The following is a 25,340-nucleotide window of genomic DNA, read 5'->3' as shown; positions in this document are numbered from 1 at the left end:
CCATCCTATTAAGGCTGGGGTGGAACCAATCCCTCAGAAACGTGCATCATGCGCTGGTCATCGATAACCACAACATCGATACCCGGAAGACCCTCAATCACCTCCAGTCCTTTCTCAGGCCCAAGCACAAACACGGCCGTGGAGAGGCCGTCAGTTGTTAACGCGTCCTCGCCGATAATGGTCACGCTCTGAACACCCTGAACGGATTTACCGGTTTCAGGAGACAGAATGTGATGGACCCGGTCGCCCGCTTCGTCCACGAAGAACCGCTCGTAATCCCCGGAGGTAGACACCGCCACGTCTTCCAGCGGCAGAACCACCGCGTTGCGGCCTTCCGAACGGGGATCCCGGATGCCAACATACCAGGGGCGTCCCCGCTTGTCCCCCAGCAGCCGCATGTCGCCTCCTGCACTGAGCCGGGCATGGCGGATGCCAGAGCTGACCAGGCGCTCAATTCCCAGATCCACTGCGTAGCCCTTGGCGATACCGCCCAGGTCCACCAGAATTCCCGCCTGGCGGTATTCGACCGTACGGTCATCCTGATCAAGAATCACATCCCGGAAATTCACCCGCGGCAAACCAGATCGAAGCTCTTCGTCCGTCGGCTTTTTTCCGGCCCTGAAGTCGTACAGGTAACCGACTGAGCCAAAGGTGATGTCGAAGGCGCCATTACTGAGCAGCGAAACCTCCCGTGCTTTCTCAAGCACCTCGAACAACCCGTCACTGACTGCTACTGGCCCGCCGGGGGCATCTCGGTTGAGCAGGGAAACTTCCGAATCTTCCCGGTAGCGACTCATCTGTTCATCTACCTGATGAAAAACCGCCAGAACCTCAGCCCCGACCTTCTCCGCCAGATCTTTATCCTCTGCCCAGAACTCCAGTTCGATAGGCGTCGTCATTGCAGTATCCGAGAACCGGTACCAGTCGGCACTGGCCGACATTGAAAAGATGGCAAGCCCCATTGCCGCCATGAGAGACGGGAGAGTCGATCCGAGTTCGAATTTCCAACGCTTAATAGTTACCAAGACCTCAAAGACTCCATTGGCTTAGGCGATACCCAATTTGAGCGATTCCGGGAAGTATATCTATTTCCTTAACTGCAACTGAACCAATTCGTAAAAGGACAAAAACCAGATTAGATGCAGATCACTAACCTACAATTTGTTACCCAAAATTCCACTTTTGTCCCATTGTTGACTCCATAATCAGCGCTGACACTAGCTCTGTTTAACAAATAATCAAAAAAGTATCCGCAGCCCATCCCCCCCAACGGCGCTGCAACTCCGGAGGCCAACCTGAATGAACGTCAGAAAAGTACTCTTTTCTGCTTGCCTGCTGTTGCTGGCGAGCACCACCGTGTATGCCGAAACCCTGAAAATCGGGCTGAATTATCCTCAAACCGGTCGTTACAAGGACCAGGGCCTGCAACAGCGTCTGGGCACCTTCCTGGCAGTTGACGAAATCAACAAGGCCGGCGGCGTCATGGGCCGCCAGCTGGAACTGGTGATCCGGAATACCCGTGGCGAACCGGCCCAAGGCGCGGAAAACACCGCAGAGCTTATTGACCGTGAAGGCGTCCAGATGGTGTTCGGCGGTGTGTCCAGCGCCGTTGCCATTGCCTCTGGCAAAGCCGCCCGGGACCGTAACCGGATTTACTTCGGCACCCTCACCTACTCGAATGCCACCACGGGCGCAGAAGGCCATTCCCACATGTTCCGGGAGCCCTACAACGCCTGGATGACTGCCAAGGCCCTCAGCCAGTACCTGACCACCAATCACGCCGACGACGAATACTTCTACATCACCGCCGACTACACCTGGGGCTGGTCCGTGGAAGAGTCTGTACGCAAGTTTTCGGGAACCGAAGACACCCAGCGCCACCGGGGTGTGAAAACACCGTTCCCCCGGGCGCTGATCACTGATTTCCGGGAAGCGCTTGAGCAGGCGGACGCCAGCAACGCCAAGGTTCTGATGATGGTCCTGTTCGGCGACGACATGGTTCGTGCCCTCAATGTTGCCTACGAAATGGGCCTCACCAAAAAAATGCAGATCGTTGTGCCCAATCTGACCCTCGGTATGGCGCGACAAGTGGGCCCGACCATTATGGAAGGCATTATCGGTGGCTCGCCCTGGGTCTGGAACGTACCCTACGAGCTGAACTACGCCAGAGGAAAAGAATTTGTAGAGGCTTTCTCAGACCGGTATGAAATGCGGCCTTCAACTGCTGCGGCATCTGCCTACAGTATTGTTTACCAGTACAAAGATGCCGTCGAACGTGCAGGAACCACCAACACCGCCAGCCTTATCCGGGCATTGGAAGGCCACAGATACACTTTCCTGAAGGACGAACAGTACTGGCGGGCATTCGACCACCAGAACATACAAACAGTGTATGTGGTCAAGGTGAAACCCCGTAATACCATCGTGGCGGACGAGTACAGCTCCGACTATTTCAGCATTATCGATTCCATGCCCGGCGATCAGGCAGCCCAGACCCGGGAAGAATGGGAAGAGAGGCGCCGGGAGGCTGGCAAGCCTTTGAGCCTCTAGCTCGAACACCTTCCAGAACAGCCCCGCCCAAATTGGCGGGGCTTTTTTTTGAATTTTCCAGCGGCTTGCGTAAACTTTCGATTCCGAACATAACAACAAGGCCACAGGATGTCTCAGAAACACCGTCTTGAACAGATCATGGACTTGATACAAAAATCCGGATTCGTTACGACAGAGCAGCTGGTCGACGAGTTTGGCGTAACGCCACAAACGATCAGAAGGGACCTCAATGAGCTGGCGGGGCAAAATCGACTTCGTCGGCATCATGGCGGCGCGGGCGTGGACTCAAGCACGGCCAATACCGCTTACCACCACCGTAAAATCATGAATCTGGAAGCCAAGGAACGGATTGCAAACACCCTTGTGCGGCACATACCGGACAATGCTTCCATGTTCATCAATATTGGCACCACTACTGAAACCATTGCCAAAGAACTGCTACAAAAGCGCGGCCTGAGCATAGTCACCAACAACCTCCATGTTGCTTCCATCCTCTCTGCAAAGGAGGACTTCCATATCATCGTTGCTGGCGGCGAGGTTCGAAATCGCGATGGCGGCATCGTCGGTGAGGCCGCTGTCGACTTCATTAACCAGTTCAAGATGGATTACGGAATCATTGGCATCAGCGGCATTCACCATGACGGTTCACTGCTGGATTTCGACTACCGGGAAGTTCGGGTTTCCCAATCGATCATTGCCAACTCTACTGAAGTACTGCTGGCCGCAGACCACTCCAAGTTTGGTCGCAATGCCATGGTGCGACTGGGAAGTATTGGGCAGGCACACCACCTTTTTACCGATGCTCCACCGCCAGAGAAGATCCGCAAGCTGCTTGAAACGAATGGAGTAGAACTTCACATTACCGACAAATAGATTCGTTTTTCTTCGCTACTTTTCCTTTACGAACAGACCACCATTCCCCATAATCGATATATCAATCAACACCCGTTCAGGGACTGTGAATAGTGGCAAACGATCAGGATGTCTTCGATGTACTTGTGGTTGGAGGCGGAGTGAATGGTTCTGGAATTGCCCTGGATGCTGCTGGGCGAGGCCTGAAAGTTCTGCTTTGTGAAATGGATGATCTCGCATCTGCAACTTCTTCCAGCAGCAGCAAACTGATTCACGGCGGCCTTCGCTATCTCGAACATTATGAGTTCCGCCTTGTCCGGGAGGCCCTTGCCGAGCGCGAAGCGTTGTTGCGAAACGCCCCTCACATCATGTGGCCTATGCGGTTCAGGCTTCCGCACCGCTCACATCTAAGACCAGCCTGGATGATTCGTACCGGCTTGTTTTTGTACGATCATCTTGCCAAACGGGAAATCCTGCCTGGCTCCCGATCAATTTCCTTTGAAGAGGACTCTCCTCTCAAACCCGAAATAACCAAGGGCTTTGAATACTCCGACGGCTGGGTAGACGACGCCAGACTGGTCGTACTGACTGCGAAAAAAGCAGAACAGAAAGGTGCACAAATTCTGACGCGGACAAAATGCGTCAACGCAGAGCGGGGTCGGGACCGATGGATCGCCACTCTGAAAGACATGCGCTCCGGATCCGAAACAACTGTAGCGGCAAAAGTCATTATCAACGCCACTGGTCCATGGGTGAGCCGCCTGTTCGGCGAAAGTCTCAGCATGAAGGCGCCAAAGCAGATCCGGATGGTTAAAGGCAGTCACATTGTTGTCCCCCGCCTGAATCAGGGCACGGAAGCCTATATCCTGCAAAATGAGGACGACAGGATTGTCTTTGTGATCCCTTACGAAGACAACTTCTCGCTCATCGGCACCACTGATGTTGAATACGAGGGCGACCCAAAAGCCGCCAGCATATCCTCCGAGGAAACCCGCTATCTTCTGAATATTGTGAACGCCTACTTCAGGCGGCAGCTGGACACGTCGGATGTCATCTGGTCCTATTCTGGCGTGCGACCACTCATGGACGATGAAGAGGAGCCGGCCCAGAAAGCTTCACGGGACTATTCTTTCGAGGTCAGCGAGGGCACTGACCGTGCCCCCCTGATTTCAGTTTTCGGAGGCAAAATCACCACCTTCCGCAAGCTTGCCGAAGCCGTTACAAACCGGCTCTGCGATTATTTTCCTGACGCCGGTCAACATTGGACCCGCAGCGCAGTTTTGCCTGGCGGCGACTTCGCGAATCAGGACGAGCTGGCAACGCGGATGCAAACACGATTCCCATGGCTACCCGAAGCAGCGACTTCGCGTTATGTGCGAACCTATGGCACCAGCGCCTTCGATTTTCTTGAAGGGGGCAATTCTATGGAAGACCTTGGAACTGCTTTCACACCGACCCTCTTCCAGAGCGAGGTGGATTATCTGGTTGCCAATGAATGGGCTATTACCACCGACGATGTGCTTTGGAGACGAACCAAGCAAGGTCTCTACATTTCTGAGGCGAAGAAGGAATTATTGCGAGACTATCTTAATGAAACAGTGATAGCCCGGCACTGACCACTCATTCGATTCCAGAACGACCATCTGCATTCAGAGCCGTAATGACCAGTGATTGCAACTCCGGGACTACCTCAGCCTCAAACCAGGAGTTCTTCCGTAGCCAGCCATTATTCCTGGGGCTGGGATGCGGCAAGGGCACCAGATACGGCCAATAATCCCGCCACCGCCTGACATTTTCCGTAACGGATTTGCCTGTACCCGGAAGATGCCAGGCATGGGCATACTGGCCAATAACCAGCGTGAGTCCTATGTGCGGCAGACGATCCAACAGTAAATTGCGCCAGGCTGGCGCGCACTCCGGCCGCGGCGGCAGGTCCCCGGACTTGCCTGTGCCCGGATAGCAAAACCCCATCGGCAGGATCGCGAGCTTCTGCTCGTCATAAAAGGTATCCCGGGTAATCCCCATCCATTGTCGAAGCCGATCGCCGCTGGGATCGTTGAAGGGCAGTCCGGTTTCATGCACGCGCCTGCCCGGAGCCTGCCCGACCACCAGAATGCTGGCGCTTTCCGAAATTTGTATGACCGGCCTCGGCCCGCAGGGAAGAACGTCTGCACAAATCGTACACGCCCGTACTCGTCGAACCAGGTCGTCGAAGGGAAGCTGGGAGGGATCCTCAGTCATGGGCGCTCCGTCATCAAGGTGATTGCATAAACCGACATTTACCGTAACGATAGAGGCACAATTACTGCACAACAAGTCTCGAAGGACACACCATGAATGCCAAAGCAGGCTCTCTCCCGCTGCCGGAAATTGATGTCGAAGAGTTCCGGAAAGTCGTTCGCTCGCGCCGTTCCATCAGGCGTTTTACTGATGAGCCAATTCCCGAGACAGTGCTGGAGGATTGCCTTGAACTGGCGACCCTGGCGCCCAATTCCAGCAACCTTCAGCCGTGGGAATTCTTCGTCGTCAGGACTCCGGAACTCAAGGCAAAGCTTGCCCATGCCTGCCTTGGCCAGAATGCGGCGAAAACCGCTGCCGCGCTGATCGTGGTCGTTGCCCGCCCGGATACCTGGCGCGCTCATGCGCGGCAGGCCCTGGAGGACTGGCCGGAAGAAAAACTGCCGCCGATCGTTGAGAAGTACTACCGTAAAGTCGCCCCCATTCATTACAACCAGGGACCCTTTGGTATTCTGGGGTTAGCGAAAAAAGCCGCAGGCCTTGCGGTGGGAATCACCCGCCCGGTGCCCCGGGGGCCCTACTCGATCTGCGAGATGAAAATCTGGGCTACCAAATCCACAGCCCTGGCAGCCCAGAACCTGATGCTCGCGCTCCGGGCCCACGGCTATGATTCCTGCCCAATGGAGGGTTTTGACGAGCATCGGGTGAAAAAGCTGCTCAACCTGCCCGGGAAAGGACTGGTGACCATGGTAATGGCCGCAGGCCGACGAGCTGAAAACGGTGTTTACAACCGCCAGTACCGTTTTGACCAGAGCCAACTGGTACATTACCTCTGATCCAGCAACGGCAACCCGGCGTCATACCTCCGGATTGCCCAGTGCCTCGGCGGCTCCCAGCAAACCGGTGTAGGGCTCGGTGACCACGTAGACCGGTGTAAACTCCAGCAACGGCCGCATTCTGCCCTTGTCCTCAAAGCCATTACGGAAAGGACTTTCGAGGAAGAACTGAAGAAAGCGTGGCAGGATTCCGCCACACAGGTAGACACCGCCGGTACTCCCGAGAGTGAGAACTCCGTTGCCGGCTACCCGACCGAGGATTTCACAGAAGTTACGAAGCGTGTGCCGAGCCACGCTATCGGAGTTTTCTACCGCAGCCGCGGTGATTTTCTCCGGCGCATCCAGTGGAGCGGCTACACCCTGAATTTCTGCGTGGGCCTGATACAGGTTCAGAAGGCCCTGACCGCACAGAATCCGTTCTACGGAAACCCGGCCAAACCGGGCCTTGAGAATCCGCAGCACAGCCATTTCGGTATCGTCCGTGGGAGCGAAATCCACGTGGCCACCCTCGGTCATCAACGGCACCCAGCCATGCGCAATCGGCACCAGACCTGAAACCCCGAGCCCGGTTCCAGGACCCATAACGAGCCTGGGGCGACGGCTGTCACCCGGGCCGCCGCAAACATGCACCAGATGGTCGTCCGCAACGTGGGGAACGCCGAGGGCCATGGCGGTAAAATCATTGATCACCTTGAACCTGGACCAGCCAAACTGCGCCCGGACTTCTTCGGTATCAAAACGCCAGTGGTTGTTGGTCATCCGAACCTGGGTACCGCGAACCGGTGAGGCAACGGCAAGACAGGCCCCATCCAACTCTGAAACCCCGACCCGGGCAAGGTAATCCCGCACCGCGTCATCGAGATTCGTGAATTCCCCGCAGGGCAGAATCTCGATGGCTCGGGGCTGCACGCTACCCTGCTCTATCAGGGCAAAACGCGCATTGGTGCCGCCAATATCACCGACCAGTGAATAGTGTGTTGCTGTCATGCCTCATGATTCCAGAAAAAGCTGGCCCCTTCCTCGGGATTGCTGGCAGCGCGTCGCATCCAGCCGAACAACTCCCGACCATAGCCGTGATGATACCCGGTCAAGTCCGCTTTTTCAGATTCCCGGTCGGCGAACTCCTGCTCATCCACCCGGACTGCAAGAACACCGTTTTCGGCATCCAGACAGACCCAATCACCATTTTTGACCTTGGCCAGGGGCCCGCCATCCAGTGCCTCCGGGTACACGTGGATCGCTGCGGGCACCTTGCCCGACGCACCGGACATTCGTCCGTCGGTCACCAGGCCCACCTTGAACCCGCGATCCTGCAACACGCCAAGGTAGGGGGTGAGCTTATGCAGCTCTGGCATACCATTACTCTTGGGGCCCTGGAAGCGCACGATCACAATACAATCCCTGTCCAGGTCGCCAGCCTCAAAGGCTGCCTTGAGTTCGTTCTGGTCGTTAAACACCACGGCCGGCGCTTCAACTTTACGGTGTTCCGGGACAACGGCAGATACCTTGATGACGCCTCGACCGAGGTTGCCATCAAGCACCCTCAGCCCACCATCCGGCGCAAACGGTTCCGCTACCGGGCTGAGCACATCCGGGCGGAGGCTTGTTTCCGGCGCCGGCTTCCAGACCAGGTTTTCTTCCTCCAGCGCCGGCATCTCGATGTAGCGCTCAAGGCCGTAGCCAACCACCGTATTGACGTCATTATGCAAGTAGCCGCCACTCAGCAGCTCTCTGATCAGGAACGGCGTTCCGCCGGCCTCGTGGAAGGCATTCACGTCTTCCTGTCCGTTGGGGTAGATCCGGGTCATGGACGGAACCACGGAGGAAAGCTCGGCATAGTCGTTCCAGTCGATGATGATCCCGGCCGCCCGGGCTATGGCAATCCAGTGGATCGTGTGATTGGTGGAACCGCCGGTAACCAGCAGCGCCACCAGGGCATTGACGATGCTCTTTTCATCCACCATGTCGCCCAGACCCAGCTCGCCACCGTGAGGCTTCGACAGCCTGATCACCTGCTCGGTCGCCGCCCGGGTGAGCTCATCGCGCAGCGGCGTATTGGGGTTCACAAACGCCGATCCTGGGAGGTGCAGCCCCATCACTTCCACCAACAGCTGGTTGCTGTTGGCAGTGCCGTAAAACGTACAGGTACCAGGGCTGTGATAGGACTTGCTCTCGGCTTCCAGCAATTCATGCTTACCAACCTTGCCCTCGGCGTAAAGCTGGCGAATCCGCTGTTTTTCCTTGTTCGGCAGCCCTGATGGCATGGGGCCTGCCGGAAGCAGAATAGTGGGCAGATAGCCGAAGCTCAGCGAGCCAATCAGAAGGCCGGGCACAATCTTGTCGCAGATCCCCAGTAGCAGCGTGGCATCGAACATGTTGTGACTCAGGGCCACGGCGGTGCTCATGGCGATGGTGTCCCGGGAAAACAGGCTCAGCTCCATCCCCGGCTGGCCCTGGGTAACGCCATCGCACATGGCGGGCGTACCACCGGCCACCTGGGCCACGGACCCCATTCCACGGGCCGCCTCCCGAATAAGATCCGGGAACTTTTCGTAGGGTTGGTGGGCCGAAAGCATATCGTTGTAGGCCGTTACCATGGCTACGTTGGCCTTGTTCATGAACTTCAGGGTGTCTTTATCGCCCTGATCACAGGCCGCAAAACCATGGGCCAGGTTGCCACAGGAGAGAGAACTCCGGTGCGGGGATTGGGCTTTGAGAGCATTCATGCGATTCAGATAGTCCTGACGCGTTGAACGACTGCGTTCGATGATTCTCTGGGTAACCTTGTCTACGGTCGGGTGCATGGTGGGCTCCATTGCAAAAATCTATGAGAGTAATCGCGCTTAAACGTAATCTTACTTTCTTTTTTTGGCAAATCCACCGCTTAATCGTTCATTAGCTCTGCATTAATTGTTATATTTACTACATTACAAAGGTCAAACGAACGGAAAACGACCACCCAAGGAGTCTGACGATGACAGTCGGTATCGCAATCAACGGTTTTGGCCGCATCGGTCGCAATGTTCTCAGAGCATTGTATGAAAATAACTACCGGAGCCAGATTCAGGTTGTTGCCATAAACGATCTTGGCGATGCCGAAACCAACGCCCATTTGCTCAAGTATGACAGCGTTCATGGTCGCTTTGATGCCGATGTCAGCCACGACACAAAATCACTGACGGTGAACGGCGACCGCATTGCCATCACAGCACTGCGCAACCCCGAAAAACTGCCCTGGAAAGATCACCGGGTTGATGTTGTTCTTGAGTGTACAGGCCTTTTTACCAAACGGGACAAGGCGGCAGCACACCTGCAAGCCGGCGCCCGCAAGGTCATCATCTCTGCACCCAGCCCCGATGCGGATGCCATGATTGTCTACGGCGTAAATCACGAGACGCTCAGAGCCGACCATGACATCATCTCCAACGCATCCTGCACCACGAACTGCCTCGCGCCGGTTGTTGAAGCACTTCACAAGACCATCGGCATAGAGAGTGGCCTGATGACCACCATCCACTCCTACACCAACGATCAGAAGCTGAGCGATGTGTACCATTCCGATCTCTACCGGGCACGTTCTGCTACCCAGTCAATGATTCCAACCAGGACCGGCGCCGCTGCCGCCATTGGCAAGGTTATTCCGGAACTTGAAGGCAAACTCAATGGCCTGGCGGTTCGGGTACCCACCATCAATGTATCACTGGTGGATTTCGGCTTTATCGCCAGTCGGGAGACGACCGTTGACGAAGTAAACAAGGCAGTAAAGACAGCCGCCGAGAAAAGCCCGGTTCTTGGCTATAATGTCGAGAAACTGGTCAGCGTCGACTTCAATCACAATGCGCTTTCCAGCATCTATGACGCCAACCACACACGGGTTCTGGGTCGTCACGTAAAAGTCATGGCCTGGTACGACAATGAATGGGGTTTCTCGAACCGCATGCTGGATAATACCCTCGCCCTGATCAAGGCTAGCCAATAGATCTGGCCGTTCCGACATATTCCGCTACTCTGTTCGAGATCATTTTAAAGAACCAAAGGACACCAAACATGCTCAGGCGTACCAAGATTGTCGCTACCCTCGGCCCCGCCACTGATTCGCCGGAATCCCTTGCTGCCATCATCAGCGCTGGCGTGGACGTTACACGACTGAACTTTTCCCACGGCAGCGCTGAAGAACATATTGGCCGGGCCCGCCGTGTTCGCGAAGCGGCAGCGGCCCAGGCCCGGTTCGTCGCACTGCTGGCCGATCTCCAGGGGCCCAAGCTCCGCATCGCCCGCTTTTCGGAAAACAAGGTCACCCTTAAAGCCGGTCAGACGTTCATTCTTGATGCTGCCATGGACAAGGAAGCGGGCACCGAAGAACGGGTTGGCATTGACTACGAGCAACTGATACAGGACGTGGAACCGGGCGACATTCTGGTTCTGGACGATGGCCGGATCGAGATGGAAGTGCAGTCGGTCAGCGACCACAGCATCACCTCCACCGTTCTGATCGGCGGCCCGCTTTCGAACAACAAGGGCCTTAACAAGCGCGGCGGGGGCCTGTCCGCTGAGGCACTTACGGAAAAGGACAAGCAGGACATCGTGACTGCCGCCAAACTGGGCGCGGATTACGTAGCGGTCTCTTTTGTCCGCACCGCCGAGGATATGCACATTGCCAGGCGTCTGCTTAAAGAAGCAGGCTCTGACGCGGGTCTAGTCGCAAAAATTGAACGCGCAGAACTGGCCGATGATGTGGAAGCACTGGATGCGGTAATTGAAGCATCCGATGCCGTCATGGTTGCCCGTGGCGACCTAGCTGTTGAAATTGGTGACGCCCAGCTGGTAGGCGTACAGAAGCACATCATCTCCCGCGCCCGCGTTCTTAACCGTGCGGTGATCACGGCAACGCAGATGATGGAGTCGATGATCACCAGCCCGATGCCAACGCGAGCCGAAGTCTCAGACGTTGCCAACGCGGTGATGGACTACACCGATGCGGTCATGCTCTCCGCCGAGACGGCTGTGGGTGATTACCCGAAGGAAGCAGTCGAAGCCATGGTGCGCATCTGCCTGGGCGCAGAGAAGCATCCGTCGATGCATCAGTCCAAACACCGGATTCACGAGAGCATGGAGGAAGTTGATGAAGCTATCGCTCTTTCCGCCATGTACGCAGCGAACCACCTTGAGGGTGTCTCGGCCATTATCTGCATGACCGAGACGGGTGCCACGCCGAGGTTGATGTCCCGCATCAAATCGAGCCTGCCAATCTTTGCGTTTTCGCGCCATCACTCCACCCAGCATCGGGTCGTTATGTTCCGTGGTGTTCAGACGGTGCCTTTCGATTCAGCCAAGATTCCGAACGAGCGGACCAATGCGTTGGCAGTTTCGGAGCTGGTTAATCGTGGCGAGGTCAAGGATGGTGATCTGGTGGTGATTACCAAGGGTGATTATGTGAATGCCCAGGGTGGGACCAATACCATGAAGATTGTTCGGGTTGGGTCGGATATTCGCTGATTTGTTCTTTTGATCTCGCTGTCTCTGGTGCACGACCTGGTAGCCTGAGGGTCTGTGCCGGGCGGCAGTGAGGCATCCCTTTCCAAAAAACGCTACGAGCACATCCATGTGCGCTTGGCGCTGGCCGTCCCTGGCCAGCGACATTTTTCGAAAGGGACACCCCACTCCCTCTCTCAAAGTTTTCAGTTATCGCTGTGTGACAGCTTTTCTAGCATTGAGAGCGTCATGTAGGTCGAATTAGCCGCGGGCGTAATCCGACAAAGTCCAAGCATTATTACAACGCCAAATCAGCCAGACTCCCCCGCGCAATCTCCGTAATCTGCGCCCAGTCCTTGGCCGCCACCACATCTGCAGGGGTCAACCAGGTGCCACCAACGGCCTGCACGTTGCCCAGTGCCAGGTAGTCTGCCGCGGTGTTGCGGCGGATGCTGCCTGTGGGGCAAAAGGTGACGTCCGGGAATGGCCCGCTGAAGGCTTTGAGGGCCGGGATCCCGCCGGCGACTTCGGCGGGGAAGAATTTGAACTCGCGGTAGCCGAGGTTATAGCCAATCATCATTTCCGAGATGGTGGCAATGCCCGGCAACAGCGGGGCTTCGGAGGTTAGGCCGAATTCCAGGATGGCTTCGGTTACGCCCGGGGTGATTACGAACTGTGCGCCAGCGGCCTCTACCTGGCGGTATTGGGCAATGCTGGTAACGGTGCCCGCCCCGACCCACGCATCCGGGATGGCTTTGCGGACTTCTTCGATGGCTTTTAGGCCGTGTTCAGTGCGCAGGGTTATTTCGAGGACGTTGATGCCGCCATCAACGAGAGCCTGACAAAGGGGCACGGCGTCGTCGAGGTCCTGAATGGCGATGACCGGCACCAGGGGTGAGGATTGCAGCACTGCCCTGACGCGCTCGCGATGGTAATCGGAAAGTTGGCTCACGGTTTTCTCCATAACAAATGTCGGGCGTTTCAGGGACTCCAGAACACCTGGAGGCCTGGTTTCAGGAAAGCTCTGATGGGCATCTCGAGCACCTTGTCCGGTTCAGACATAGCACGACCCAGCGTCTGCAGTTTGTCCTCGCCCTTTAGATGCAACGCGGTGAATCGGGCATCCCTCAGGGGTGGCCAGGTCAAGGTGATGCGTTTCTGCGGCTGCGACGCGGGCGTGGCGGGCGCAACGATTTCCTGGCATTCAGGATTCATCGCACTTTCCAATTCGGGTGCGTCGGGAAACAGTGAGGCGGTATGGCCGTCGTTGCCCATACCAAGAATAAGCACGTCGATGGGCAGGGCCAGGTCCGCCAGCTCGGCCTTCACTCGCTCAAGCCCCTCTGAGGGTGTCGCACCAGGCTGTTTGAGCGACAGGAATCGGGCCGAGGCGGCCCTGTTCTGCAGCAGGTTCTCCCGAACCAGGCGGGTATTGCTGGCGTCATCGTTTTCTTCCACCCAACGCTCATCCGCCAGCAGAACATCTACCCTGCCCCAATCCAGATCCTTGCCTGACAGCGCTCTGAAAAATGGCAGCGGCGTGGAACCGCCGGATACCACCAGGCTCGCCCTGGGCGCTTCTCTCAGGCGGGCAGCCAGAAATCCGGCGACGGTATCGGCAAGATCCAGGGCCACGCCATCAGCCGTTTCACCTGAGCGGTCACTGACACCCTCGGGCAGACGCAGATCAGACATCTTCATACCAGCTCCTCCCATCCCGGGTAATCATGGCGATGGAAGCAACGGGGCCCCAGGTTCCCGCCGCGTAACGCTTTGGCGGCTCGCCGCCATCCTTCCAGTTCCGAATAACCTGATCTACCCAGCGCCAGGCATACTCCACTTCGTCACGGCGCACGAACAGGTACTGGTTACCTTTCATTACCTCCCACAACAAACGCTCGTAGGCATCGGGAATCCGATCGGTGACAAAGGTCTCAGAGAACGTGAGCTCCAGAGGGCCCTGACGAAGGCGCATGCCCTTATCCAGGCCCTGGTCCTTGGTGAGGATCTTCAGAGCCATGCCTTCGTCCGGCTGCAAACGGATAATCAGCTTGTTGTTGGCCAGATGCTTCTGGTCCGGATCAAAAATGTAATGCGGCGCAGGCTTGAAGTGGATGATGATCTGGGACAGCTTTTCGGGGAGGCGTTTGCCGGTGCGAATGTAAAACGGCACCCCCGACCAGCGCCAGTTATCAATCTCTGCTTTCAGGGCAACGAAAGTTTCGGTGGCACTGCCCTTGTTTGCCCCCTCTTCTTCCAGGTAACCGGGTACCGGTTTGCCGTTGCTGGTGCCGGCGGTGTACTGACCACGCACAACATAGCTGTCCATCATGTCCGGCGTTACCTGCTTCAGCGCCTTGAGCACTTTTACCTTTTCATCGCGAATGCTGTCGGCAGACAGGTCCGAAGGCGGGTCCATGGCAATCAGGCACAGCAGTTGCAGCAGGTGGTTCTGGATCATGTCTCGAATCTGGCCGGCCTTGTCGAAATAACCCCACCGGCCCTCAATGCCAACACTTTCAGCAACGGTAATTTCCACGTGTGAGATGTGGTTCTGATCCCACTGGGAGGCAAAGAGGTTGTTGGCAAAACGCAGAGCGATCAGGTTTTGAACGGTTTCCTTGCCCAAGTAATGGTCAATACGGAACAGCTGGTTCTCGTTGTAGACCTCACCCAGCTCATCGTTGATAACCTTCGACGACTCCAGGTCATGACCGATTGGCTTCTCGACCACCACCCGTGTCTTCTCGGTACAGCAACTCGCGGAGCGCAGGTTTCGGGCTATGACGCCATACATGGACGGCGGGGTTGCCATATAAACAATAAGCTCATTATTGGCCTCATCACGCCAATCATTGAGCACACCGAACGCGTCGGGTTCGTTGAAATCGAGGATCAGGTACTCAATCCGCTTCAGAAAGGAGCCGGCCAGTTCGGGATCGAACTCTTCCGGCTTTACATGCTGCTTCAGCTTGTCAAACAACTGCTGGCGCACGGCCTCGGTATCGACCTCCTTACGGGCAATGGCCAGCACCCGGCTGCCGTCGGCCAGCAGGTTGGCGCGTTCGAGCTGGTATAGAGCCGGAAACAGTTTACGCTGGGCAAGGTCACCCAAGGCTCCGAATAGCATCAGATCACAACGGGTATTGATCTTGTTGACCATTGGTTCCTTCTCTCTGGTGGGTAATCCGTCGCAAAACCCCGACGACAAGACTTAATGTAGTAATCTTAAACAAATAATGACATTGAAAAATCTATCTTCCAAGAAATAACTGCATTTCGTGATACTTTTACTACCCCAAAAATAGGAAAAAAGCGGTATAATCACCGCGCTTTTACAACAACGACCGCCCATGATTCAGGGAGTACCATTGATGGCCGCGAACCAGGCGCACCGTGACGACAATCTGCTTGAGGACATCCAGTCCAGGCTGGAAACCCTTAACAAATCCGAGCGAAAAGTGGCCGAAGCCATTCTCCGCGATCCGAGTGCGGCCACACGTTACAGCATAGCGGCCCTGGCCAGAGCCGCTGACGTCAGCGAGCCAACCGTTAACCGCTTCTGCCGTGGCTTCTCCGCCACAGGCTTCCCGGATTTCAAGATCCGCCTCGCCCAGAGCATTGCCACCGGCACCCCCTATATCGGCCAGAACGTGGAGCCGGATGACACCGTCGCCGAATTCGCCGACAAGATCATGCTCAGCACCATTGCCAGCCTGGACAAGGCCCGGCAGGCGCTCGACCCGAAAGCCCTGGCCACCGCGATCGATTACCTGATTCAGGCCAAGCAGATCAACTTCTTTGGTATGGGCGGCTCTGCTGCTGTTGCTATGGACGCCCAGCACAAGTTCTTCCGCTTCAATATTCCGGTCATGTCTTACGACGACGCTTTAATGCAGCGTATGGTTGCGGCCGGCGCCAACGTGGGTGATGTTATCGTGCTCATTTCCTACACAGGCCGTACCCGGGAAACCGTAGATATCGCGCAACTGGCGCGGGCCAACGGCGCCACTGTGATTGGCATCACCAATCCCGACTCTCCCCTGGCAGAAAGCTGCACGGTGGTGCTCGGTGTCACCGCTCCGGAGGACACCGAGGTCTATATGCCAATGTCCTCACGCATCATTCACCTGAGCGTTATCGACATCCTGGCAACAGGCGTAACCCTCAAACGCGGCGCGGACTTCCTCGGGCACCTCAAGAAAATCAAGGAAAGCCTCAAGCCCACCCGCTTTCCGCCGAGCTGATCCTTCGTGTCACAATAGGAAATGTGTACAGATACAAGAAAGCCCGGGCATTCGCACCGGGCTTTCCATCGTTCGCAGGGCGCCATTCGGCGCCTTTTTCATGAGGCGGATATCAGGGCCTCTCGACCTCCGCGCGATTTCGCAGGAACTGCTGGTAAGCGCCGTATTCCCGTTGCCCTTCCAGCGATGCCAGGAATTCGCGAAGTTGGTTCAGCTCCGTGCCATCTTCTGCCACCTGGCCGTCAGTGACCGCGTCCAGCGCGATCACCGCAGCAGAATCGGCCATAACAGCCTTGCCGAACCGGGCGCCATCCGCCGGACGCGGCAAAGAGAACACCTGCTGCATAATGACGGGGCCTGCCTCGGAGGCGTTCCTTGCCAGCCCATCATAGCTGGACCACTCACCAAGACTCTCTGGGCTCTCGCCTGACTCAAGGTCAGCGATAATCGTATCGGCCCTTTCAGAAAGAGCTTCACGTATCTTGCGCTGCTCCAGCGTAGCCCGGATCTGATCGCGAACCTGGTCCAGCGGCAGCTGCTCGGCTTCATGATACTCACGAACCCGGGCAACGACAGACACGTTGTCACCGACATCAATCAACTCGGTATTGTAGCCTGCCTCCAGGACATCTTCGGAAAACAACTGCCGTACCAGACCGGCATGGTCGAACGGGGCCTGACCCCCGTCACGGGTAACGCCATTGGCCTCGCGGACCTCAAGCCCAAGTTCTTCAGCAGGGCCGGCCAGATCATCAGCGGCATACGCAGAGTCGGCAAGCTCGGCACGAACCTCCGCAAAACGCTCCCTGGCCTGTTCACGAGCCAGTTCACGACGCAGTTGCTCCTCCATTTCAGCCAGAGACGGCACTTCTGATTCCCTCACACCTTCCAGGCGGATCAGATGGACACCAAAGGGCGTACGAACCGGTTCGGAAACCTCTCCTTCCTCAAGGGCGAACAGAGCCTCCTCGAAAGCCTCGGCGTAGATACCGCGACCGGCATAACCCAGATCGCCGCCTTCCTCGGCAGAGACGGTATCAATGGAATACTCCCGAGCCAGATCGGCAAAGGACTCACCGGCCGCCAGTCGCTCCTGGATAGTGGCCATGGTCTCGTCCGCCTCACTGCCCTCTTCGATCAGGATATGGGAAGCGCGACGCTCCTCGCTCGCCAGATCAGCCGACCGCTGTTCGTAAAAGGCCTGAAGCTCCGCATCGTCAATTTCAGTACTCTCGGCGAGGGCACCTAACGACAAGGTGATATAGGCCGCATCGACGCGCTCTGGCTGCTGGAATGCCCCCGAGTTCTCCTGGTAGAAATTCTCAATGTCCGCATCAGTGACTGCAACATTGTCGGCCACTTCACTGGCAGCAATATTCAGCACCCGGAAGCTGCGAGTCTGGTTCTGGATCTGGAGAAGTTGCTCGGCGTTTTCATCCGCCACCAGGCCACTCTGGACAATGCCTGCACGGATCTGGTTCACCACATACTGTTTGCGCATGGCTTCGCGAAACTCGCCTACGCCCATGCCCATATTCCGGACTGTGGCCACGAAGCGGTCGCGATTGAACTGGCCATCCACCTGGAACTGCGGCATCTGGGTAATCAACGCATCGATATCGGCATCATTGAGTTCCAGCCCCTGAGCATTTGCATCCTGGATCAGGACCTGCTCCTGGATCAGGGAATCCAGTACGTCTGTGCGAATCTGATCTTCGTCGAGCATGGAAGGGTCGGGGGTTTCCATCCTGGACAGCCGGCGCTGGCTCTCCATCTGGACCACGCGGAGAAACTCCCGCTCTGTAATATCCTCTCCATTGACCGTTGCCACCTCAGGCTCGCCGGAGAAGCCGCCAACAATGGCGTCCATTCCCCAGATGGATAGCGACACAATGAGAAGACCAATGATGACCTTGGCGATCGTGCCCTGGGCATTGTTCCGAATATCTTGAAGCATGTTTCTCCCGGATCCCTGTTCAAGGTGGTGCGGTGTTATTCGTTTCAGCGCGCGGCGACGGGCGGACCTAACGTAAAAAGGCGCACCCAGTGTGGAATGCGCCTTGAATTCTTCTTGGGTGGCTTCCTGCGACAGAAGCCACCGGAGAAAGAACCGTTACTTAACGGCGTCTTTCAGGGCCTTGCCTGCTTTGAACCCAGGCACTTTGGAGGCCGGAATCTTGATCTCGGCACCAGTCTGCGGGTTACGACCGGTACGAGCAGCACGCTCTTTAACGGAGAAGGTACCAAAACCGATCAGAGTTACCTGATCGCCTTTTTTCAGGGCACCGGTGATGGAGTTGGTCATTGCGTCCAGAGCACGGCCAGCGGCGGCTTTGGAGATATCTGCGGACTCTGCAATTGCATCGATAAGTTCGGACTTGTTCACACTAAACCCCTTCGATTTCAGGTTGAAGATGTTATAGGTTGGTTTGTTTTTTCTCGGACGTTCTCGACTATCGCATAAGCGGTCAGAGAATTCCATTCTTCAGTTTTCTTATTCCTTTCGGCTTTATACCGGCATTCGGAATAGGCACTTACTGCGCGGGAGCCCTTGGTATTGGCTGCTTCACGGCGAAACAGTTATACCAATGGGCTCTCAGGCATGTCAACAACTCATCAAGGCTTTAATGTGTATTTATGCGCTCTGACGCGTCACCTTCTTCATCACGCGGCTTGCCCGACCCGGTTTTCGGAGAGGAATCCTCAGCCCTGGGCTCGGGCGGATAAGCCAGCGCAATATCCAGGACTTCGTCAATCCACTTCACCGGGCGGATCTCCAGAGATTCCTTGATGTTTTCCGGTATCTCTTTGAGATCCCTGACATTCTCGTCCGGGATAACCACTGTCTTGATGCCACCGCGATGCGCCGCAAGCAGCTTTTCCTTCAAGCCACCGATGGCCAGTACACGCCCCCGAAGGGTTATCTCACCGGTCATCGCGACGTCGGCGCGAACCGGAATCTTGGTCAGTGAAGACACCAGCGCCGTGCACATGCCGATACCTGCACTCGGGCCGTCTTTCGGGGTTGCGCCCTCCGGTACGTGGACGTGCAGATCGTGTTTCTCGTGGAAATCATCCGCAATACCCAGACCGGGTGCGCGACTGCGCACCACCGTCAAGGCCGTCTGGATAGACTCCTGCATCACATCACCCAAGGAACCGGTCTTGACCACCCGGCCCTTGCCCGGTGTGAGCGCGCATTCAATGTGCAGCAGTTCGCCGCCCACCTGGGTCCACGCCAGACCGGTCACCTGACCGATCTCGTTCTTTTCCTCGGCCAGGCCGTACTTGAACTTTTTGACTCCGGAGTAGTCCTCCAGCATGTCTTGGCCAATGGTCACAGACGCCTTCTCACCACTCTCAACATGGTCGCGGACCACCTTGCGGCAGATCTTCGCGATCTCGCGCTCCAGGCCACGCACACCCGCTTCACGGGTATAGTAGCGGATCAGGTCCCGGAGGGTATCCTCCGGCAGCTTCAATTCATCCTTGCGCAGACCGTTTGCCTTGATCTGCTTGGGCAACAGATACCGCAGGGCAATGTTGACCTTCTCGTCCTCGGTGTAACCCGGAATACGGATGATCTCCATCCGATCCAGCAACGCCGGCGGGATGTCCATGGAGTTGGAGGTGCACACGAACATTACGTCGGAGAGGTCGTAATCCACCTCCAGGTAGTGATCGTTGAACGTGTGATTCTGCTCCGGATCCAGAACCTCAAGCAGGGCTGATGCCGGATCACCACGGTGATCCATACCCATCTTGTCGATTTCATCGAACAGGAACAACGGGTTTTTCACGCCCACCTTGGACAGCTTCTGGAGAAGCTTGCCCGGAAGCGCACCGATGTAGGTTTTCCGGTGACCACGGATCTCGGCTTCATCCCGAACGCCGCCGAGGGCCATGCGGGTGTATTTCCGGTTGGTAGCACGGGCGATGGACTGCCCGAGAGAGGTTTTACCAACACCGGGAGGCCCAACCAGGCAAAGAACCGGGCCTTTGACCTTCTTCACACGGCTCTGAACCGCAAGGTACTCCAGAATACGCTTTTTCACCTCATCCAGGCCGTAATGGTCCCTGTCGAGGATTTCGCGTGCTTTTTCGATGTCGTGACGGACACGGCTGCGCTTCTTCCAGGGAATGGCCAGCATCCAGTCGATGTAACCACGTACCACGGTCGCTTCCGCAGACATCGGCGACATCATCTTGAGCTTGTTCAATTCCGTTTCGGTCTTCTTGCGGGCTTCTTCCGGCAGTCCGGCTTCTTCAAGCTTCTGCTCGAGTTCCTCGAAGTCGTTGTTGCCCTCACCCAGGTTACCCATTTCCTTCTGGATAGCCTTCATCTGTTCATTCAGATAGTACTCGCGCTGGCTACGCTCCATCTGCTTCTTCACGCGGCCACGAATCCGCTTCTCGACCTCGATCAGGTCGATTTCGCCATCAAGCTTACCCAGCAGCAGGTCCACCCGCTTGCGGATATCGAGCGCCTCAAGAAGCTCCTGCTTTTCAGGAATGCGCATTTCGAGATGAGCGGCCATGGTGTCGGCCAGACGCTCCAGCTCCTCAATGCCGGTCAGGGCATTGGAGACTTCCGAAGGCACCTTCTTGGACAGCTTTACGTATTTCTCGAACTCATCCATCAAGGTCTTGACCAGAACTTCCTGTTCGCGCTCTGGCAGCCCCTCTTCATCCATAAGGACAGCGCCACCGGACAGATATTCGCCCTCGGTAATATCGCTGATAGTGGCACGGGCATTACCCTCCACGAGCACCTTGACGGTACCATCTGGCAGGCGAAGCATCTGAAGGACTGTGGCCAGGGTGCCCATCTCGAACACATCCTTGGGGCCCGGTTCATCGGTGGAAGCATCTTTCTGGGCTACCAGGAGGATTTCCTTGCTTCCTTCCATTGCGGCTTCCAGAGCCTGAATGGATTTTTCTCGGCCCACGAAGAGCGGGACCACCATGTGCGGAAACACCACTACGTCACGCAGCGGGAGCAGCGGGTATTCTTGCACGGCATTTTCGGGTATACGGGTCATTGGGAATCCTCTGACGGTATTTACTTCAGCATATCACCCTTCATTGGGGCGCCCGCAAAAATTGCAATATTTTTACCAAACGAAACAGGGCAGGAATATCGGGATACAAAACGCGAAAAGGGGCGTCACCGCCCCTTTTCATTTGAACCACTGAGCAGCCCTTAATCCTCAGGCACAGCCTTGGCGTGATCACTGCTCGCGTAAATCTTGAAGGGCTCGGAATCCCCACTGATTACGCTCTCGTCGATCACAACCTTGGTCACGTCATGCTCAGAGGGAATCTGGTACATGGTGTCCAGCAGCGTCGCTTCCATAATGGAACGCAAACCACGGGCACCAGTCTTCCGCTCCATGGCCTTCCGGGCAACAGCCCGCAACGCGTCTTCCCGGAAATCAAGCTCAACCCCTTCCATGTCAAACAGTTTCTGGTACTGCTTGGTCAGGGAATTCTTGGGCTCGGTCAGGATCTGAACCAGCGCTTCCTCATCCAGCTCATTGAGCGTCGCCACCACTGGCAAACGACCAACAAACTCCGGTATCAGACCATATTTCACCAGGTCTTCGGTCTCCACGTCCTTGATGACATCGCCGGTGTTCTTGGCGTCGTCCTGACTGGCTACCGAAGCGGAGAAGCCGATGCTGTTCTTTTCGGTACGCTCGCGGATGACCTTGTCCAGGCCGGCAAAGGCACCACCGCAGATAAAAAGCATATTGCCGGTATCAACCTGCAGAAACTCCTGCTGCGGATGCTTGCGGCCACCCTGTGGCGGGACCGACGCAACGGTGCCTTCGATCAGCTTCAACAGTGCCTGCTGAACACCCTCACCGGAGACGTCCCGGGTGATTGACGGGTTGTCTGACTTACGGGAAATCTTGTCAATCTCGTCAATGTAAACAATGCCACGCTGGGCCTTGTCGACATCGTAATCGCATTTCTGGAGCAGCTTCTGGATGATGTTCTCTACGTCCTCACCCACGTAACCGGCTTCGGTCAGCGTGGTCGCGTCAGCAATGGTAAAGGGTACATTCAGCATCCGCGCCAGGGTCTCTGCCAGCAGAGTCTTACCGCTACCGGTCGGGCCGATCAGCAGAATGTTACTCTTGCCAAGCTCAACATCACCCTTGCCTTCGCCATAACGAAGGCGCTTGTAGTGGTTGTAGACCGCAACAGACAGCACGACCTTTGCACGATCCTGACCAATCACGTATTCATCGAGGGTATTGCGGATCTCGGCCGGTGTAGGAAGGCGATCGCTCGGCTCTTCCTGTGCATTTTCCTGGATTTCCTCCCGGATAATGTCGTTGCACAGGTCGACGCACTCGTCGCAGATGAACACCGAGGGCCCTGCAATGAGCTTTCGGACTTCATGCTGGCTCTTTCCACAAAACGAGCAGTAGAGCAACTTGCCGTTATCGTCGCCCCTGCCGTTTCTTTCATCTGCCATTGAAATACCTCTGATCTCGTTTTGCCGGCGTCACTGCCTGATACGCCGGCCAAGTATGATGCGATTACTTCCAGTATTATTTATTCGGTACGCGCTTATCAAGTATTGAATCAATCAGCCCATACTCTTTCGCCTGGCCCGGATCCATGAAGTTGTCACGGTCGGTATCCTTGGCGATCGTCTCCAGATCCTGACCGGTGTGGTAGGCGAGGATGGAATTGAGCGTATGCCGGATCTTCAGGATTTCACGGGTATGAATCTCGATATCCGTCGCCTGCCCCTGATAGCCACCCAGCGGCTGGTGAATCATTACGCGGGAGTTGGGCAGACAGGCCCGCTTTCCGGCAGCACCACCGGCGAGCAGGAACGCACCCATGCTGGCCGCCTGGCCTACACACAAGGTCGCAACGTCCGGCTTTATAAACTGCATGGTGTCGTAGATGGACATGCCTGCAGTTACCGAGCCGCCCGGGCTGTTGATGTAGAGGTGGATATCCTTGTCCGGGTTTTCAGACTCAAGGAACAGGAGCTGGGCAACGATCAGGTTCGCCATGTGATCCTCGACCGGACCGACCATGAAGATAACCCGCTCTTTGAGCAGACGGGAATAAATGTCGAACGACCGCTCGCCGCGAGCTGTCTGCTCGATAACAATCGGTACCAGTCCGGAATTGGTAACCATTGCGGGACCATCGATTGGTTTCTGCGTCATGATGCGCCTGAACTCCTTATGGACAATGGGTCGTGGACTCGCGCCACGGCAGTTTCAATAGTGTTGCACTCCATACTTTGCCAGCAGCGGCCGCAGATGAAAACAGCCGGGCATGCCGGCTGTTCTCGGGGTCGGCCTTCGGGACCGGCTTCTACTCCGATCCCGGGCAAAATCAGCGCTGGGGCTGACCGGCCTGAACGGCCTCTTCGTACTTGACCTTTTTCTCTTTGACCTCGGCCTGCTCCAGCACATGGTCAACAACTGCATCTTCCAGAACTGAAGACTCAATCTGGGACTTCTGCTCGGGATTGCTGTTGAAGTGTGCAACAACTTCCTCAGGCTGTTCATACGTAGACGCGATCTCCTGGATCTTTTCGTCTACCTTCGCCGGGGCGGCTTTCAGGTCGTTCTTCTTGACCACTTCCTGGAACAGCAGGCCGGTCTTCACGCGGCGCTCAGCCTGCTCCTGAAAAATTTCCTTCGGCAGCTGCTGGAAATCAACCTGGCCGCCGAACCGCTGAACGGCGTCCTGACGGAGACGATCGATTTCCTGGTCAACCAGAGCAGCCGGAATATCCAGCTCAGTGGTTTCCAACAGTCCGTCAACAACGTCGTTCTTGACCTTGTTGGCGACCGCCTGCTTGAGCTCGCGCTCCATGTTCTTTTTAACTTCTTCACGGAAGGTCGCTTCATCTTCGGCATCGATACCGAACTTCTTGAAGAATTCGGTGTCGAGTTCCGGCAACTGCGGCTCTTCGACCTTGTGAATCTTGATTTCAAACTTCGCCGGCTTACCCGCCAGATCCTCGTTGTGGTAATCCTCCGGGAAAGTAACCTCGATCTCCATATCTTCGCCGGCCTTACCACCAACAATGGCCTTCTCGAAGCCAGGAATCATCTGATCGGAACCCAGGGTCAGACGGTGACCTTCAGCGGCTCCACCCTCAAACTCTTCACCGTCGATGAAGCCCTTGAAGTCAATAGTCAGCACGTCCTTGTTCTTGGACTTGCGCTTGACCTCTTTCATGGTGGCCTGCTGACGACGCAGGTTGTCGATCATGTTATCGACATCTTTGTCGGTGATCTCGGAGGTCAGCTTCTCGACTGAAATCTTGCTCAGATCGCCCAGTTCGATTTCCGGCAACACTTCGAAAATGGCAACGAATTCCAGGTCCTTGCCCTCTTCCATGGTCTTCGGCTCGAACTTCGGCCAACCTGCCGGGTTGATATCCTGTTCCTGCAGTGCCTTGATGTAGTTGTCGCGCATAACCTCGCCAACGATTTCCTGGCGGACGCTGTCACCGAAACGACGCTTGACGACGCTCATGGGCACCTTACCCGGACGGAAACCGTTCAGGCGCACGGTACGCGCGGTTTCCTGCAGGCGTTTCTGAACCGCCTGGTCGATTTCCTGGGCGGGCACACCAATCGTCATGCGACGCTCGATGTTGGAGGTCGTTTCAACAGACACTTGCATGGAAGATCCTCAAATTACAGGTTCGGTATGTGAATGAAATTAAAACTAAAAATCCAGTTCCGGGGAAATTCCCGCAAAAGGACCGAAAATTAAAAGCCGGTAGTTTATCATGCTTTGCACCGCCGAGAGAATCACCCTGCTACGCAGTTTGATATCCCGCGGAAACACGGCGTGAAAATTCTTTGGAACAAGAGATGGGGACGAAACAGAAAAAAGAAAGGGGGTGGTGCGCGAGGAGAGACTCGAACTCTCACGGGTTGCCCCACTGGAACCTAAATCCAGCGCGTCTACCAGTTCCGCCACTCGCGCACAACAGAATGAAGAATGAGCGATGACAGGGCTGCCATCAAGCGATTCATCAAACGCGGAAAAACAGAAAGAAAAGTGGGGTGGACGAAGGGGATCGAACCCTCGACCGCAGGAGTCACAATCCTGAGCTCTACCAACTGAGCTACGTCCACCACATCGG

20 protein-coding genes and 2 tRNA genes are annotated in these 25,340 nt (G+C 56.2%); 7 read left to right on the top strand and 15 right to left on the bottom strand.

Going from position 1 to position 25,340, the window contains the following annotated elements; translation table 11 throughout:
* Positions 1-8: 8 nt before the first annotated feature.
* Positions 9-971: an FAD:protein FMN transferase gene (locus CFT65_RS10050; protein WP_088827881.1), complete on the bottom strand. Its 963-nt coding sequence runs from the start codon at positions 969-971 to the stop codon at positions 9-11.
* Between the two features lie 328 nt (positions 972-1,299).
* Between CFT65_RS10050 and CFT65_RS10045 the strand changes: the two genes are divergently transcribed.
* The 3 genes from CFT65_RS10045 (at position 1,300) to glpD (ending at position 5,018) form a co-directional block, all read left to right on the top strand.
* Positions 1,300-2,550, top strand: a complete 1,251-nt coding sequence (locus CFT65_RS10045) for a substrate-binding protein (RefSeq protein ID WP_088827880.1) — start codon at positions 1,300-1,302, stop codon at positions 2,548-2,550.
* A 108-nt stretch (positions 2,551-2,658) separates the two neighbouring features.
* Entirely contained in the window at positions 2,659-3,423 is a 765-nt protein-coding gene (locus CFT65_RS10040; protein WP_088827879.1) for a DeoR/GlpR family transcriptional regulator, read from the top strand.
* A gap of 92 nt (positions 3,424-3,515) precedes the next feature.
* Positions 3,516-5,018: a glycerol-3-phosphate dehydrogenase gene (glpD, locus tag CFT65_RS10035; RefSeq protein ID WP_088827878.1), complete on the top strand. Its 1,503-nt coding sequence runs from the start codon at positions 3,516-3,518 to the stop codon at positions 5,016-5,018.
* A 4-nt stretch (positions 5,019-5,022) separates the two neighbouring features.
* On the opposite strand, the gene CFT65_RS10030 is transcribed toward glpD, so the two are convergent.
* Positions 5,023-5,643 (bottom strand): uracil-DNA glycosylase family protein, encoded by a 621-nt coding sequence (locus tag CFT65_RS10030; RefSeq protein WP_088827877.1) that lies wholly within the window; start codon positions 5,641-5,643, stop codon positions 5,023-5,025.
* A gap of 92 nt (positions 5,644-5,735) precedes the next feature.
* Here CFT65_RS10030 and CFT65_RS10025 point away from each other — a divergent pair, with 92 nt between their 5' ends.
* A complete protein-coding gene (locus CFT65_RS10025; protein WP_088827876.1) occupies positions 5,736-6,476 on the top strand; it encodes a nitroreductase family protein in 741 nt (246 codons plus the stop codon).
* Positions 6,477-6,497: 21 nt separating this feature from the next.
* Here the strand turns inward: CFT65_RS10025 and CFT65_RS10020 are convergent, their stop codons facing one another.
* Both CFT65_RS10020 and edd read right to left on the bottom strand, forming a co-directional pair.
* Positions 6,498-7,463, bottom strand: coding sequence for a glucokinase (locus CFT65_RS10020; RefSeq protein WP_088827875.1), 966 nt, complete (start codon positions 7,461-7,463; stop codon positions 6,498-6,500).
* Entirely contained in the window at positions 7,460-9,280 is a 1,821-nt protein-coding gene (gene edd, locus CFT65_RS10015) for a phosphogluconate dehydratase (RefSeq protein ID WP_088827874.1), read from the bottom strand. Before edd ends, CFT65_RS10020 begins: the two co-directional genes overlap by 4 nt.
* A 170-nt stretch (positions 9,281-9,450) precedes the next feature.
* Between edd and gap the strand changes: the two genes are divergently transcribed.
* Positions 9,451-10,455, top strand: a complete 1,005-nt coding sequence (gap, locus tag CFT65_RS10010; RefSeq protein WP_088827873.1) for a type I glyceraldehyde-3-phosphate dehydrogenase — start codon at positions 9,451-9,453, stop codon at positions 10,453-10,455.
* Positions 10,456-10,523: 68 nt separating this feature from the next.
* Complete coding sequence (gene pyk, locus CFT65_RS10005) at positions 10,524-11,972, top strand: pyruvate kinase (protein ID WP_088827872.1); 1,449 nt, start codon at positions 10,524-10,526, stop codon at positions 11,970-11,972.
* A gap of 274 nt (positions 11,973-12,246) precedes the next feature.
* Here the strand turns inward: pyk and CFT65_RS10000 are convergent, their stop codons facing one another.
* The 3 genes from CFT65_RS10000 to zwf are packed head-to-tail and all read right to left on the bottom strand — an operon-like array spanning position 12,247 to position 15,111.
* Positions 12,247-12,912 carry a bifunctional 4-hydroxy-2-oxoglutarate aldolase/2-dehydro-3-deoxy-phosphogluconate aldolase gene (locus CFT65_RS10000; RefSeq protein WP_172408451.1) on the bottom strand — a complete coding sequence of 222 codons (666 nt, stop codon included), beginning with the start codon at positions 12,910-12,912 and terminating at the stop codon, positions 12,247-12,249.
* 17 nt (positions 12,913-12,929) lie between these two features.
* Complete coding sequence (gene pgl, locus CFT65_RS09995; protein ID WP_088828208.1) at positions 12,930-13,643, bottom strand: 6-phosphogluconolactonase; 714 nt, start codon at positions 13,641-13,643, stop codon at positions 12,930-12,932.
* Positions 13,636-15,111, bottom strand: a complete 1,476-nt coding sequence (gene zwf / locus CFT65_RS09990; protein ID WP_088827871.1) for a glucose-6-phosphate dehydrogenase — start codon at positions 15,109-15,111, stop codon at positions 13,636-13,638. Before zwf ends, pgl begins: the two co-directional genes overlap by 8 nt.
* Positions 15,112-15,322: 211 nt before the next feature.
* Here zwf and CFT65_RS09985 point away from each other — a divergent pair, with 211 nt between their 5' ends.
* Complete coding sequence (locus CFT65_RS09985) at positions 15,323-16,195, top strand: MurR/RpiR family transcriptional regulator (protein ID WP_088827870.1); 873 nt, start codon at positions 15,323-15,325, stop codon at positions 16,193-16,195.
* 112 nt (positions 16,196-16,307) lie between these two features.
* Here the strand turns inward: CFT65_RS09985 and CFT65_RS09980 are convergent, their stop codons facing one another.
* From CFT65_RS09980 to CFT65_RS09945, 8 genes are all read right to left on the bottom strand, one after another.
* Positions 16,308-18,152, bottom strand: coding sequence for a SurA N-terminal domain-containing protein (locus CFT65_RS09980; RefSeq protein WP_088827869.1), 1,845 nt, complete (start codon positions 18,150-18,152; stop codon positions 16,308-16,310).
* Positions 18,153-18,308: 156 nt separating this feature from the next.
* A complete protein-coding gene (locus CFT65_RS09975) occupies positions 18,309-18,581 on the bottom strand; it encodes an HU family DNA-binding protein (protein ID WP_008174603.1) in 273 nt (90 codons plus the stop codon).
* Positions 18,582-18,819: 238 nt separating this feature from the next.
* A complete protein-coding gene (gene lon, locus CFT65_RS09970) occupies positions 18,820-21,237 on the bottom strand; it encodes an endopeptidase La (RefSeq protein WP_088827868.1) in 2,418 nt (805 codons plus the stop codon).
* 161 nt (positions 21,238-21,398) lie between these two features.
* Entirely contained in the window at positions 21,399-22,682 is a 1,284-nt protein-coding gene (gene clpX, locus CFT65_RS09965) for an ATP-dependent Clp protease ATP-binding subunit ClpX (protein WP_008174598.1), read from the bottom strand.
* 76 nt (positions 22,683-22,758) lie between these two features.
* Complete coding sequence (gene clpP, locus CFT65_RS09960) at positions 22,759-23,394, bottom strand: ATP-dependent Clp endopeptidase proteolytic subunit ClpP (RefSeq protein WP_088827867.1); 636 nt, start codon at positions 23,392-23,394, stop codon at positions 22,759-22,761.
* A 172-nt stretch (positions 23,395-23,566) separates the two neighbouring features.
* Positions 23,567-24,871, bottom strand: a complete 1,305-nt coding sequence (gene tig, locus CFT65_RS09955) for a trigger factor (protein WP_088827866.1) — start codon at positions 24,869-24,871, stop codon at positions 23,567-23,569.
* 224 nt (positions 24,872-25,095) lie between these two features.
* Positions 25,096-25,180, bottom strand: a tRNA-Leu gene (locus tag CFT65_RS09950).
* A 76-nt stretch (positions 25,181-25,256) separates the two neighbouring features.
* Positions 25,257-25,332: transfer RNA gene (locus tag CFT65_RS09945), tRNA-His, on the bottom strand.
* Positions 25,333-25,340 lie beyond the last annotated feature (8 nt).

The organism is Marinobacter sp. es.048 (assembly GCF_900188435.1).
Classification (GTDB): domain Bacteria; phylum Pseudomonadota; class Gammaproteobacteria; order Pseudomonadales; family Oleiphilaceae; genus Marinobacter.
Note: the sequence above shows the minus strand (reverse complement) of the source record. Positions and strands in the feature narration are given on the sequence as shown.